At 56.4% G+C, this 12,177-nt stretch carries 14 protein-coding genes and 1 pseudogene; 7 read left to right on the top strand and 8 right to left on the bottom strand.

The window, feature by feature from the left end; all coding sequences use genetic code 11:
• Positions 1 to 6: 6 nt before the first annotated feature.
• Both RMR21_RS03155 and RMR21_RS03150 read right to left on the bottom strand, forming a co-directional pair.
• Positions 7 to 687 carry a DsbA family protein gene (locus tag RMR21_RS03155; RefSeq protein WP_498669265.1) on the bottom strand — a complete coding sequence of 227 codons (681 nt, stop codon included), beginning with the start codon at positions 685 to 687 and terminating at the stop codon, positions 7 to 9.
• Positions 688 to 823: 136 nt separating this feature from the next.
• On the bottom strand, positions 824 to 1,333 hold the full coding sequence (locus RMR21_RS03150) for a DUF721 domain-containing protein (RefSeq protein WP_498669264.1): 510 nt from the start codon (positions 1,331 to 1,333) through the stop codon (positions 824 to 826).
• 98 nt (positions 1,334 to 1,431) lie between these two features.
• Between RMR21_RS03150 and mutY the strand changes: the two genes are divergently transcribed.
• Complete coding sequence (gene mutY, locus RMR21_RS03145) at positions 1,432 to 2,532, top strand: A/G-specific adenine glycosylase (RefSeq protein ID WP_498669263.1); 1,101 nt, start codon at positions 1,432 to 1,434, stop codon at positions 2,530 to 2,532.
• Positions 2,532 to 3,143: an HAD family hydrolase gene (locus RMR21_RS03140; protein WP_498669262.1), complete on the top strand. Its 612-nt coding sequence runs from the start codon at positions 2,532 to 2,534 to the stop codon at positions 3,141 to 3,143. Before mutY ends, RMR21_RS03140 begins: the two co-directional genes overlap by 1 nt.
• Before the next feature lie 406 nt (positions 3,144 to 3,549).
• Here the strand turns inward: RMR21_RS03140 and RMR21_RS03135 are convergent, their stop codons facing one another.
• Together RMR21_RS03135 and RMR21_RS03130 are read right to left on the bottom strand one after the other, a co-directional pair.
• Positions 3,550 to 4,695: a site-specific DNA-methyltransferase gene (locus RMR21_RS03135; RefSeq protein WP_498669261.1), complete on the bottom strand. Its 1,146-nt coding sequence runs from the start codon at positions 4,693 to 4,695 to the stop codon at positions 3,550 to 3,552.
• A gap of 157 nt (positions 4,696 to 4,852) precedes the next feature.
• On the bottom strand, positions 4,853 to 5,314 hold the full coding sequence (locus RMR21_RS03130) for a DUF5680 domain-containing protein (RefSeq protein WP_498669260.1): 462 nt from the start codon (positions 5,312 to 5,314) through the stop codon (positions 4,853 to 4,855).
• A 193-nt stretch (positions 5,315 to 5,507) separates the two neighbouring features.
• Here RMR21_RS03130 and RMR21_RS03125 point away from each other — a divergent pair, with 193 nt between their 5' ends.
• On the top strand, positions 5,508 to 6,590 hold the full coding sequence (locus tag RMR21_RS03125; RefSeq protein WP_498669259.1) for a hypothetical protein: 1,083 nt from the start codon (positions 5,508 to 5,510) through the stop codon (positions 6,588 to 6,590).
• Here the strand turns inward: RMR21_RS03125 and RMR21_RS03120 are convergent.
• The 3 genes from RMR21_RS03120 to RMR21_RS03110 all read right to left on the bottom strand — a co-directional run bounded on the left by RMR21_RS03120 (position 6,580) and on the right by RMR21_RS03110 (position 8,445).
• Positions 6,580 to 7,026 carry a DUF1284 domain-containing protein gene (locus tag RMR21_RS03120; protein WP_498669258.1) on the bottom strand — a complete coding sequence of 149 codons (447 nt, stop codon included), beginning with the start codon at positions 7,024 to 7,026 and terminating at the stop codon, positions 6,580 to 6,582. The two genes, RMR21_RS03125 and RMR21_RS03120, sit on opposite strands and share 11 nt — an antisense overlap.
• Positions 7,023 to 7,601 carry a biotin transporter BioY gene (locus RMR21_RS03115; protein ID WP_498669257.1) on the bottom strand — a complete coding sequence of 193 codons (579 nt, stop codon included), beginning with the start codon at positions 7,599 to 7,601 and terminating at the stop codon, positions 7,023 to 7,025. The genes RMR21_RS03120 and RMR21_RS03115 overlap by 4 nt, the downstream gene beginning before the upstream one ends.
• 178 nt (positions 7,602 to 7,779) lie before the next feature.
• Positions 7,780 to 8,445, bottom strand: a complete 666-nt coding sequence (locus tag RMR21_RS03110) for a GntR family transcriptional regulator (RefSeq protein ID WP_498669256.1) — start codon at positions 8,443 to 8,445, stop codon at positions 7,780 to 7,782.
• 177 nt (positions 8,446 to 8,622) lie between these two features.
• Between RMR21_RS03110 and RMR21_RS03105 the strand changes: the two genes are divergently transcribed.
• The 3 genes and pseudogenes from RMR21_RS03105 (at position 8,623) to RMR21_RS03095 (ending at position 9,954) form a co-directional block, all read left to right on the top strand.
• The gene (locus RMR21_RS03105) at positions 8,623 to 9,312 is read left to right on the top strand and encodes an HAD family hydrolase (RefSeq protein ID WP_498669255.1); all 690 of its coding nucleotides are present in this window, start codon (positions 8,623 to 8,625) and stop codon (positions 9,310 to 9,312) included.
• Between the two features lie 70 nt (positions 9,313 to 9,382).
• A pseudogene (locus RMR21_RS03100) lies at positions 9,383 to 9,664 on the top strand (BrnT family toxin).
• Positions 9,643 to 9,954, top strand: a complete 312-nt coding sequence (locus tag RMR21_RS03095; RefSeq protein ID WP_498669254.1) for a BrnA antitoxin family protein — start codon at positions 9,643 to 9,645, stop codon at positions 9,952 to 9,954. The pseudogene RMR21_RS03100 and the gene RMR21_RS03095 overlap by 22 nt, the downstream one beginning before the upstream one ends.
• Before the next feature lie 23 nt (positions 9,955 to 9,977).
• Here the strand turns inward: RMR21_RS03095 and RMR21_RS03090 are convergent, their stop codons facing one another.
• Entirely contained in the window at positions 9,978 to 10,532 is a 555-nt protein-coding gene (locus tag RMR21_RS03090; protein WP_498670229.1) for a PilZ domain-containing protein, read from the bottom strand.
• Between the two features lie 230 nt (positions 10,533 to 10,762).
• Between RMR21_RS03090 and thrC the strand changes: the two genes are divergently transcribed.
• Complete coding sequence (gene thrC / locus RMR21_RS03085; protein WP_498669253.1) at positions 10,763 to 12,163, top strand: threonine synthase; 1,401 nt, start codon at positions 10,763 to 10,765, stop codon at positions 12,161 to 12,163.
• Positions 12,164 to 12,177: the final 14 nt, after the last annotated feature.

Raw genomic sequence — 12,177 nt, 5'->3', positions numbered from 1 at the left:
CGTCTTTTAGAGAAGGCTGTCGACGAGAGCCGACATATTTTCCACAGACATGTCTCCAGCGTAGCGCTTTCCGTTGATGATGAAGGTCGGGGTCGAATTGACGCCGAATTCCGTCGCACCGCGTTGCATCGTTGCGTTCACATCATCCAGAAGCTTCTGGTTCGTCAAGCAGGCCTCGAATGTCTCCTGTGAAAAACCTGCCAGTTTCGACATTTGCAGCAATGCCGCGCGGGCATCCTGCGCCGTTGCCCAGCTTTGCTGCTGCTTGAACAGCATGGAGACGAACGGGTAATACTGCTGTTCCGGTGCGCAACGGGCCAGCATGAAGGCAGCGGCCGCACGCGGATCGAACGGGAATTCGCGGATGACGAAGTAGACCTTGCCTGTATCGATGTACTTCTTTTTGATCTCATCAAACGTCTTGTTGTGGAAATTCGCGCAGTGTGGGCACGTCATCGACATGTATTCGACGATCTTTACCTTCGCATTCGGGTCACCGACGCCACGATCCGGCAGCGGGCCGGGCTTCATGACCGCATCCATATCCACATCACCGGTAGACTGAGGCAAATCCTGCGCAAACGCGGAACCTGATGTCAGCGCGAATGGCAGGGCTGCGGCCACTGCGGCGAGAGCAACACCGCCCAGAAGGCTGCGGCGAGAAAGAGTGACGTCTGGAAAATGCATCTAGCACCTGTTTGTGAAAGACTGAAATTGTCTGCAATTGCGATATAGCGACCGCATGTAGAGAACAAGCGGCCATTTCTTTCCTTCTTGTCAAAGAATTGTGACCAGTCAAGGACAGTCTTGCCGAAAGACTGCGTCAAATCGTGCCACGCCGTACGCGCTTTTGTAAAACAGCGGTTCCAAGGCGCTCGACGGCCTTGCGCAGAGCCTCGCTCTCGATGCCCTCCATCATGCCTTCCAGCCTTTTGGCCGCATCACCGCGCAATGGTTGTGGCTTGGGGCGGCGATTGAGCGTCTGAGAGACCGGCTTCTGGACGATCCTGATTTGCCGCACCGCCGGAAAACCGAAGAAGCCATTGATGCGCGCGATCAACTCCCCTTGCGCATGGGTGAGGAACAGGGCGCGCGCGCCTTCGCACGCAATCGTCAGCACGCCTGCCTGATAGCCGCCACGATCCGGCCCCTCATCACGTCGCGGCCATGTGATCTTTTCCGGGCGGGTGCAATCGGCAAAGTCAGCACCTGCAATTTCGTCCCATGAGCCGAGCAGCGACGTGCTGATTCCCGCGCGTTTTGCCAAAACCGGATCAATGATGCCGTTTGCGATTTCGGCAATCTGGATAACGCCTTTGCTGGGCTTTTTCATAGTTTACTCGTGAACTCTTTTTTGCCCGGACGTGATGGGCTTGATCGACGCAAGCGGATGAACCAAGTATAGGCGCAATATGAGGGCCACAGCAAACCATGCTTCAGAAAATTGAAAACCCGCCTTATGCGGAGATGCTGCTGGCCTGGTACGACAGACACCACCGCGATCTACCGTGGCGCACCTCGCCGCCGATGACGGCAAAAGGTTTGCGGGCCAATCCATATCACGTCTGGCTTTCCGAGGTGATGCTGCAACAGACCACCGTTCAGGCGGTAAAGCCTTACTTTGCCAAGTTTCTGGCACTGTGGCCACGGGTCGAGGATCTGGCCGCCGCATCCAGCGAAGACGTGATGGCCGCCTGGGCGGGGCTTGGCTATTATGCGCGCGCGCGCAATCTGAAAAAATGCGCCGAAGCGGTTGCGAACGCGCATGGCGGCGTGTTTCCCGATACCGAAGAGGGATTGAAAGCCCTGCCCGGCATCGGCGACTATACGGCAGCAGCGATTGCCGCAATCGCCTTCAACCGTCAGGCAGCGGTGCTGGATGGCAATGTTGAGCGCGTGATTTCCCGCCTGTTTTGCATCGACGCGCCCCTGCCCGGCTCCAAGGGTGCTATGCGGGCGAAGGTGGCCGAGATAACCCCCGCTACCCGTCCGGGCGATTTCGCGCAAGCGATGATGGACCTCGGAGCAACGATCTGCACGCCGAAGCGTCCGGCCTGCGCGCTCTGTCCTTACAACAGCCATTGTCAGGCGCTGGCCCACGATGAACCGGAACGTTTTCCGGTGAAGGCTGCCAAGAAGGAGAAGCCGGTGCGCGTGGGGGCGGCCTTCGTTGCGGTGAATGACAAGGGTGAGATTCTGTTGCGCCGCCGCATCGAAACTGGCCTGCTGGGCGGCATGACGGAAGTACCGACGACGGCGTGGACAGCGCGGATCGATGGCGGTACCGGTGCCGAGCACGCGCCGTTTGAGGCGGACTGGGAGGCAGCCGGCACAATCGTGCACGTCTTTACCCACTTCGAGCTTCGACTTTCCATTTTCCATGCCAGAATTTCCGGCAGTACACAGCCCGGTGCCAATGACGAATGGTGGGAGCCGGTGACAAACCTCGATGCGCAAGCGCTGCCGACCGTGATGAAAAAAGCGATCGCGCAGGCTATTCCGTTTGCCTTCGATAAAAGCAGGAAGAATTGATGACCAAAATCAACCATATCGTTTTTGATATCGGCAAAGTTCTGATCCACTACGATCCGAACATTCCCTACAGCCGCCTCATTCCAGATGAGCAGGAACGCTCGTGGTTCTTCGAAAATGTCTGCACGCATGACTGGAATATCGAGCAGGACCGGGGCCGCACATGGGAAGAAGCCGAAGCTCTGCTTTTGCAGGACTATCCCGACCACGAAGAAACGATCCGCGCCTTTCGTCTGCACTGGCACGAAATGGTGTCGCACGCATATGATGATTCGGTTGCCATTCTGAAAGGCCTGATCGATAGCGGGTACGACGTGACGATGCTCACCAACTTCGCCTCGGATACGTTCCGTGAAGCGCAGAAGATGTATCCTTTCTTGACGTGGTCACGCGGCGTGACGGTGTCGGGCGATGTCGGACTGATCAAGCCAGATGTGGCGATTTACGAATTGCACGCAAGGACTTTTGGCCTCGACCCCGCCAGCAGCCTTTTCATCGACGATTCGCTTCCCAATGTGGAAGGCGCGAAAGCCGCCGGATGGCAGGCCGTGCATTTTACCGGTGCTGAGAAATTGAAAGCAGATTTGGCCGAGTATGGCGTCAGTTTCTGAAATGAGAATGTCTGGTGCAGGCGAAAATGGCGGTCTTCTACCTGCACCAGTCCGACCGCGAACGGCCAGATTTGTAAATCTCACAATCGGGAAAGTTGCTGCCTTGTTTTTCTGGACCTTGCCTTTCGGACATCATCTCTGACATCCAGGCAGATCCGCTGGCGGCTTGCTCGTGGCTCCCTTGGACACACTAGCTAGAGAGCCATACTTGCTCCAGGCTTGCCATGCAATTGATATATTTAAGAAAATTCTGTTATGATTAATAGCGAATACACAGACGTCCGGCGCTCAGGGAACGCCGGACGTCTGTTGCTCCTCACCCGGGACTGAAGGTACTAAAACCGGATGAAGTATCCTCGGCGATAAAAATCGCCAGCGATTGACAAGGGCAAAGCGGTGGATCGCTTTATCCGGCCTTTGCCATTTCATTGCGGATCAGAGTTCTCAGATCATCGATCGGCTTGAGAGCCTCACCCTCTTCGAAGTGCCAGAAGGTCCAGCCGTTGCAGGCATCCAGCCCCTGCACCTTGGCGCCGAGGCGATGAATGGAGCCAGCGGTGCCACCGGATGCAACCGTTCCATCGGCACGGATGATGGCGCTGTAGCGGCGTTTCGCGTCCGTCAAAACCTGACCGGGACGAACCAGACCGCTTTCGAGGAGCACGTTGAACGCAACGCGCGGCTCGGATTTCTTTCCGGTCATAACCGTGAGTTCAGCCTTGCCGAGAGGCTCGACGGCGGCGATACGTGCAGAGGCCGCATCGATATAGTCCTGCTCGCGCTCGATGCCGACGAAATGGCGACCCAGACGCTTTGCGACCGCACCCGTGGTACCGGAGCCGAAGAAGGGGTCCAGCACGACATCACCCGGCTTGGTAGACGCCATGATGATGCGTGCCAGCAGGGCTTCCGGCTTCTGGGTGGGGTGAACCTTCTTGCCGTCATCGCCCTTCAACCGCTCGCCGCCGCTGCAGATCGGGAACAGCCAGTCGGAACGCATCTGCACATCGTCATTGGATGCTTTCAGCGCTTCGTAATTGAAGGTGTAGCTTTTTGCCTTGGCATCGCGGCTGGCCCAGATCATCGTTTCATGCGCGTTCTGGAACCGGCGACCCTTGAAGTTCGGCATCGGGTTTGTCTTGCGCCAGACGATATCGTTCAAAATCCAGAAATTCATGTCCTGAAGAATGGAGCCGACGCGGTAGATATTGTGATACGAGCCGATGACCCAGATCGTGCCGTTTGGCTTAAGCACACGTCGGCAGGCCAGAAGCCAGGCGCGGGTGAACGCGTCATAGGCCTCGAAGGATGCGAACTGGTCCCAATCATTATCGACGGCATCGACCAGCGACTGGTCCGGGCGGTGAAGCGTGCCACCGAGCTGAAGATTATACGGCGGATCAGCGAAAATCGCATCGACCGACTGGCTGGGGAGTGCCTCGAGCGCGGCAACGCAGTCACCCTTGATGATGCTGTCTTTCCAGGCATCGCTGTCACCTGCAAGATCAAAACCGGCACGCCGAAAATCGGCCAGCGGAAACACTGATGCCATAGGTACTCGCTCCATACGCTTACTCAACTCAACTGATGCTTATGGTTACCGAAGTTGGTTATCAAAGGCTGAACGAGGTACGCAAAATCGTGCTAAGTGCGTAAAAAAATACGATTACTGGGTGAAATCAAAGACCCGTTACAGTTAAGCAGCCTAACTAAGGCTTGATAAGGCCGCCAAAATAATCGAGCACGTAAGCGATTTCATTCTCTACGAGAATGGCTTCTCTGCCATGAAAGTGGGTTAGGTCGCCGTCGCTGCTATCCCGATATGTACCGAATTCTCCGGCCCATTCGAACCCGCCCAGAAAACGGCCCTGCGCATACATAGCCGAGAGCGCAGCCTTGATGGTGCTACCTGCCCGCGCCGCGTCAATCAGATCGTGACGCAAAATGTAACCGTAATAATTCATGGCCCAGACAGGCGTCTCATCACACCAAACTGTTTCCTGACCAAGAAAGTCAGAACCGCCAAAATAGCTATCGCGATAGAACCACCTGCCCTCGGACCAGGTGAGGTCGTGAGACCCAAGCCTGCTGATAGAAACGCTCTGACCGCCGCCGACATAACAAGCTGCTTTTGCACGGACCACGACGTTATGTAGCTCGATGTTATCCATCCCATGCCCTCCAACATGAACATAAGATGAACAAAGAAGAATAAATAGTCAAGTCAAAGGAGCGTTTGCCAAGCGTTCGAGATTCAATAGTGAGCAATGGAACCAAACGTCACTTTTAACGTTGTGATTTCGGAATTTTGCGCGCCATCTATATGATGGAGCCAGGGTTAAGGGTTGCAGGGGTAATTTCAGAATGCGCGTTTCCATCATTATCGTTTCCACACTTTTTGCCAGTACGGCCTTTGCGCAGAGCGCAACGACACCGGCTCCAAAACCACAGATCAACGTCAAGACGGATGCGATGCTCGTCACCGGCGGGCCATCGCTTGGCAATAGCGACAAGGTGCGGTGGGATTTCTACAAGGCCGACAGCACCGGCGGTGCGAGCGAAGAAAATGTCGGCGGCGCCTATGACGCGACATTCGAGGAGAAAATCCCGGTCGGGAAATATGTGGCTGTGGCAAGCCTTGGCAACATCACTCGCAACATTCCCGTCGAGATCAAGAACGGAGCGGTCGCGCAAGTGAATGTCGTGTTCGACGCCGCGCAATTGACCGTTGTCCCCAAGCGCAGCCAGGACAGCAAGGAAGCGGAGCCGCAAGCCCGCGTCGACATCAAGCAAGGAACGTTCAGCGACAGCATCTATGGCGCGAAAGAAATATTCGTTCCGGCCGGCGAGCTTAAGCTTGAAGGTCGTATCGGCCCCGCGAAGGCTGAAGGTACGGTAATCGTGAAAGCGGGCGAGACGATCAGCCACGACCTCATCATTCCCAGCGGCGTCGTGATTGCGAACGCTGTCTACAAGGATGGCGGGCGCGCCGTTGAAACCGACAATATCCGCTTCGAGACGGTATCCACGGACGAAACCATTGATGGCACCCGCGAAACCATGACTGGCACTTATGGTCCCGGCAAATTGATGCAGATGCCTGCCGGCTCCTTTGTCATGCGCGCGCGTCTCGGCAAGGTTGTGGTGGAAACACCGTTCAGCGTGACTGCGGGCCAGCGGACCACTGTGACCGTCAACCTCGATGCTGGGGTGCTGGCGGTGAAAGCCAAGGATGCGCAGCGCATTGACATCGTGGAAACAACGAAAGATCTGCAAGGCACGCAGAAGGAAATCTCCGGCCGTTATGGCACCACGCATCAGGAAACTCTGCGTCCGGGAAATTATTCCGTGAAGGTGACCTATGACGACAAAACCAAGCGCGAACCGAAAGAAGTGAGCGCGACGGTCAAAGCCGCCGAGCGCACGGAAATCAACATCACCGACTGACCCCAGCGGTCGTCTGCGGCGCGATCTTCACGCCGCAGAAATTCGATGCGGAAACGCGGTCGCAAAGACCCGTCCATTCGCAGCCAGAGCATGCGGAACGCAGGGGCTCACGTTTAAAACCGATGCGAAGCTTTTCGATAAAAGCTTCATCCGGGACGACCCGGCTTCCGATCTGTAGTGTCAAGCCCAGCCATTCCGTCACTGACATGAGAGCTTTTGTGTCCCGTTCACTCACCCCTTTTTTGAAGCAGTGCGCGGTCTCGTCACCCAGCAGAGGTGCGCAGATATCATCAGGACCTGATACGATTTCGATCTCTTCCCCGCCATTGAGCCGCCTGGCAACACGGTCGTAATTGACCGTGAAGCCAGGCGTATAGCCTTTACCCACATAGGTCAGCATGCAGAGCAGATGATGCGCCCTGAGACGAACCGTCAACGGGCAACCTCTTTGTGCGGAGCCAGAAGCTTTAGGACCGTAGCGGCAAGAGCGGATTTCAGCACGGCACCGAAAATGAACGGGGCGACGCCTGCGATCCAGGCTTTTTCAGCACCCAACAGACCTGCCAGCCAGGCCCAGCCGATGGCCAGGCCCAAGGCATTTGCGCATAAGTGGAGCAGGAAGCTGGCGAACGGGCGATGACCGTTGATAGCTTTTTCCGTCAGGAAGCCGACAAGCGCCGCCATGATTGGAAAAGAAACGAGGTAGCCCGCAGTTGGTCCGACAAAGGGCATAAGGCCGGACGATCCCCCCGCCAGAACCGGAAGTCCGAGCAAGGCTTCTCCCAACCAGGCAAGCACAGTCAATGTACCGAGACGCCAGCCGTAGAGCGCACCGATCATCGTGACCGCAAACGTCTGCATGGTGATCGGCACAGGCACCATCGGCACAGCGATTTTAGAGGCCAGCGCCAGCACCATTGTTCCAGCAACGATGAACAAAGCCTGCTGGACGACGGATTTTGACGAAAAATCGAGAAAGCCTGGAGAGGCGTTGCGAATTTGTGTTGTCATGATGTCCTCTTCTCAAATTATAGATAATTTTGAACGACGACATCATTGATACTCTAAAACGCTTCCCGATCCAGATGATAACTTCAATATTCGCTTGTCGATGATCGCCTCATGTGGAAAAACTCCACATAAATATTGCAAAATCAAAATGATAAGGTAATTTTAAATTATCTATAATTTATCCGACAATCGCAAAGGCGTCACGGGTCGAACCCGTTGGCGTGCGGATTGCCGTTCGGCCGATCCACTGAGCGTGCCCGTCCAGAATGCGAATTGCCTCTTCCGTCCGGCTGCCGCGCAGGGCGTCAATAATGGCGCGGTGATCCGTGTCGGTCCGTCGCTCCCACCCTGCCCGCCAAGCGGAAAACAGAAAGCGGGCGCTAGCGGCGTGGAGCCCATCGATGGTTTCCATCAATCTTGGCATATTGCACGGCGCTGTGATCAGCCTGTGGAAACGTCTGTTGGCCTCCTCCCATTGCCGGACATCCATCGCCCTGTCGCCAGCAAGCGTCGCCGCCTCTGCTTCATCCAGGATGGCGGCTGTCAGGTTGGGAACGGCATGGCGAAGCGCCAGCACTTCCAGTGCGGCCCGCATCTCGGCCACCTCCTGAACATCCGCCAAACCGAAATCCGCAACCCTAACACCACGGCGAGGAACACTGACGGCAAGCCCTTGCGATTCCAGACGACGAAACGCCTCTCGGACCGGCACATGCGAGGCACCGAATTCCTCGGCGATGTGATCCTGCCGCAACCGCTCTCCCGGCGCCAGCTCGCCGCGCACGATCCGATCTGCCAATGCGCGGCTGATTTTGGCAGCGATGGTGTCTTCGGGTTTCTTCATCGGAGTTTTGGCCATGACTTGACATAAAGTGCCGCTTGAGACTTGTCGAGCAAGGCACAGTGCATGCAAAGCTCGTTTGCAGTGGCATCGGTTGAGCTTAAGAGCCATTTGGTCTAAAAGCGCCCCAACATTCCGATAACGATCTTTTCCCTCATATCCAATCGCTAAGGAGAGCCCATGAGCGGCTTTGACCTCATCATTTTCGACTGTGACGGCGTTCTCGTCGATTCCGAAATCATCGCGGCGCAGGTCGAATCGCGCCTGTTGACCGACGCGGGGTACCCCATCTCGACCGAGGAAATGGGTGAACGCTTTTCCGGCATGACGTGGAAGAACATTCTTCTGGAAGTGGAACGCGAAGCCAGCATTCCTCTATCCGCCTCGCTTCTGGAAAAGTCCGAGAAGCTTCTGGATGCACGGCTCGAACGCGACGTGAAGGTCATCGAAGGCGTGAAGACAGCACTTTCGCGCCTGACGCTGCCACGCTGCATCTGCTCCAATTCGTCGAGCGCCCGGCTTGAGATGATGCTGACCAAGGTCGGCCTCAAGCCATATTTCGAAGGTCACATCTATTCCGCCAAGGATCTGGGTGCCGATCGCGTCAAGCCGAAGCCCGACATCTTCCTGCATGGCGCACAGCAGTTCAACATCTCGCCGGACCGCGTGGTCGTGGTGGAAGACTCCGTGCATGGCATCACCGGAGCAAGAGCGGCCGGCATGCGCGTCATCGGCTTCACCGGCGCATCTCACAGCTATCCAAGCCATGCAGATCGACTGACGGATGCCGGTGCAGAGACCGTGATCGCCCGTATGCAAGACCTGCCTGCGACGATCGAAGCGCTTTCTGAATGGGCTGGCGTGGCGTAAGCCACTTTCGCAGATCTCCCTCATCTGAATAGCTGCATTGCTTTATCAATAAATGTAGTTACATTATCTGATGAAGATCATCTGGGATGAGCGGAAACGGATCGCCAATATCGAGAAACATGGTCTCGATTTCTCAGATATTGGCGACTTCGATTGGGAGAACTCTCTTATCGAAAAAAGCCACGAGCGAGATTTGGGGCCACGGCGTTTCTAGGCCTTGGGATATTTCCACAACGGAACTGCCGCTGTCATCTTCGCAACTTTGGGATCAGAAGCGATATCCGTTATCAGCTTTAGACGGGCCAGCGACAAGGAAAGAAGGAGGTTGCCATGGCCAAGACTTCAAAAGTGACATTTCGGGATGGGCGCGGTTATAGCGAAACTGACTGGCATTCGGTAGACTTTCCCGAAATGACCGAGCAGGAACTGAGACGCCTCCGGCCCGCAGCCGAGGTTTTGTCGCCTGAATTCTTTAAAGCTATAGGCGAGCATCGTGCGACCCGAGGACGCCTTGCGCTTGAAAATCCAAAACGACAGATAACGTTACGGCTTGACGAAGACGTCATTGCGCGCTTTCGCCAGAGCGGAAAAGGCTGGCAGAGTCGCATGAACGAAGCCCTGCGTAAGGCCGCAGGGCTGTAAACAGGCGAGCTAGCCCGGAAAACTTACCCGCGACGACCTTTTTTCGAACCTGCCTGTGCACCACCGTCATCGAACGAGATGAACACATTCGTCTGGCGGGATGCGCCGCCCGGGGCGTTGGGAATGGCGACGTTCGGGTTGTTGAAGATGAATTGGGTGCCAGCCTCACCGGCTGGAACGTCGACCGGGAAGTTGGTGACCTGCGAAAAGATTTCGCCGTCGCCGTCCTTCACCGTTACGCGGATAGGGAGCGTGATGCGGCCGGGCTTGGAGAGCGGGCCGGGCACGAGGCGGCCCTGGGCGAGCACGTTGACCGTCAGCGTTGCGTCACTCATGCTGCAAGAGCGGGTCGTGTCGGAAAGCGAGGCTTGGTAGACGAGCTTGGATGCATCGTCCTTTGCGCCACCTGCGTAGACGCGGCGAACGGCGGTGCCGTCGAGAATGGTGATGGACGGGCAATTGGCCTGTACGACCGGTGCCACGGCTTGAGCTGCGGGTGGATTCACCGCCATCGAATCCGATGGATTGGAAGAGTTGCAACCTGCAAGCACTGTCAGCAGCGATAGCGTGGCGGACAAACGCAAAATATTCCCTGTCACTCTGTTCAACCCTTCAAAAACTATCCCGATACAGGACCAGAGAACCCATTTATTGGCCTTTCATGCCTGTCGGCGATGGTCTATAGCAGCGGCGCTGGAAAAAATCGATTGGTTGCGGTCGGATTTGCTGGAATTTTGCAAATTGCTTTTGCAACCCTCCAAATGTCGTGTTTCCAACGGATAGGCTGCTGACGACAAGGGACACTCTCGTGGAATATGTATCGACCAGGGGCAGCGCCCCATCGCTGGGTTTTTCCGACGCGCTACTGGCGGGTCTGGCGCGTGATGGCGGATTGTACGTTCCCCGCAAATGGCCGACCATGTCGAAAAAGGAAATCCGGGCGCTTCGCGGAAAATCCTACCAAGAGGTCGCCTTCGAGGTTCTATACCGTTTCACCGGTGGCGAAATTCCGGCTGATACGTTCCGTTCGATGATCGACGATGCCTACGCCACCTTCCGGCATCCTGCCGTCGTGCCCCTTGTGCAGACCGGGCCGAACTCCTTCATTCTTGAGCTCTTTCACGGCACGACGCTCGCCTTCAAAGACGTGGCGATGCAGCTCATCGCCCGGCTGATGGATTACACGCTGACGGAGCGCAACGAGCGCGCGACCATTGTCGGCGCGACATCGGGTGATACAGGCGGTGCCGCCATCGACGCTTTTGCGGGTCGCGAGCGCACCGACATCTTCATCCTCTTCCCCCATGGCAAGGTCTCGCCGGTGCAGCAGCGCCAGATGACCAGTTCAACGGCGTCCAACGTGCATGCCATTGCCGTCCACGGCAATTTCGATGATTGCCAGAACCTCGTCAAAGACATGTTCAATGATGGAAAGTTCCGCGATAGCGTCAAGCTCTCGGGCGTGAACTCCATCAACTGGGCGCGCATCATGGCACAGGTGGTCTATTACTTTACCGCATCGCTTTCGCTGGGCGGGCCGGACCGCAAGGTATCGTTCACGGTTCCGACCGGCAATTTCGGCGATATTTTCGCGGGCTACGTCGCCAAGCAGATGGGCCTTCCGATCGACAAGCTGGTGATTGCGACCAATGACAACGACATTCTAGCGCGCACCCTGAAGACTGGCCGCTATGAGATGCGCGGCGTGCACGCAACGACATCGCCTTCGATGGACATTCAGATTTCGTCCAACTTCGAACGCCTGTTGTTTGAAGCCTATGACCGCGATGCTGGCGCCGTGAAACGCTCGATGGACGGCTTGAAGCAATCGGGCGCATTCGAGATTTCAGACAAGGCGATGAAGATGATCAAGCGCGATTTCCGGGCGGGTCGCGCCACGGAAAAGCAGGTTGCTGCGACGATCAGAGACACGCTGGCGGAGACCGGTTACCTGTTGGACCCGCACACGGCATCCGCTGTCTTCGTTGCTAAAAAGCACGAAAAATCAAACACTCCGATGGTCACATTGGCCACGGCGCATCCAGCGAAATTTCCGGCAGCTGTAAAATCTGCTTGCGAAATCGATCCTGCCCTTCCAGTATGGCTTGCTGATCTGATGAACCGGGAGGAGCGTTTCGACATTCTGGATGCTGAGCTGAACGCGGTGGAAACTTTCATCGGCAAGCACGCTCGTGCCAAGAGTGAGTGACGCGGAAAGACGTG

It is taken from the genome of Agrobacterium sp. rho-8.1, from assembly GCF_033957725.1.
Taxonomy (GTDB): domain Bacteria; phylum Pseudomonadota; class Alphaproteobacteria; order Rhizobiales; family Rhizobiaceae; genus Agrobacterium.
The sequence above is the reverse complement of the archived record's forward strand: the minus strand, read 5'-3'. Positions and strand labels throughout refer to the sequence as shown.

Coding starts and splice junctions, on each gene's coding strand:
- RMR21_RS03110 (WP_498669256.1), bottom strand. CDS start 8,445: ATGAAGAAACCCGAAGACACCATCGCTGCCAAAATCAGCCGCGCATTG.
- RMR21_RS03115 (WP_498669257.1), bottom strand. CDS start 7,601: ATGACAACACAAATTCGCAACGCCTCTCCAGGCTTTCTCGATTTTTCG.
- RMR21_RS03155 (WP_498669265.1), bottom strand. CDS start 687: ATGCATTTTCCAGACGTCACTCTTTCTCGCCGCAGCCTTCTGGGCGGT.
- mutY (WP_498669263.1), top strand. CDS start 1,432: ATGCTTCAGAAAATTGAAAACCCGCCTTATGCGGAGATGCTGCTGGCC.
- RMR21_RS03130 (WP_498669260.1), bottom strand. CDS start 5,314: ATGGATAACATCGAGCTACATAACGTCGTGGTCCGTGCAAAAGCAGCT.
- RMR21_RS03105 (WP_498669255.1), top strand. CDS start 8,623: ATGAGCGGCTTTGACCTCATCATTTTCGACTGTGACGGCGTTCTCGTC.
- RMR21_RS03135 (WP_498669261.1), bottom strand. CDS start 4,695: ATGGCATCAGTGTTTCCGCTGGCCGATTTTCGGCGTGCCGGTTTTGAT.
- RMR21_RS03125 (WP_498669259.1), top strand. CDS start 5,508: ATGCGCGTTTCCATCATTATCGTTTCCACACTTTTTGCCAGTACGGCC.
- RMR21_RS03150 (WP_498669264.1), bottom strand. CDS start 1,333: ATGAAAAAGCCCAGCAAAGGCGTTATCCAGATTGCCGAAATCGCAAAC.
- RMR21_RS03095 (WP_498669254.1), top strand. CDS start 9,643: ATGGCCAAGACTTCAAAAGTGACATTTCGGGATGGGCGCGGTTATAGC.
- RMR21_RS03140 (WP_498669262.1), top strand. CDS start 2,532: ATGACCAAAATCAACCATATCGTTTTTGATATCGGCAAAGTTCTGATC.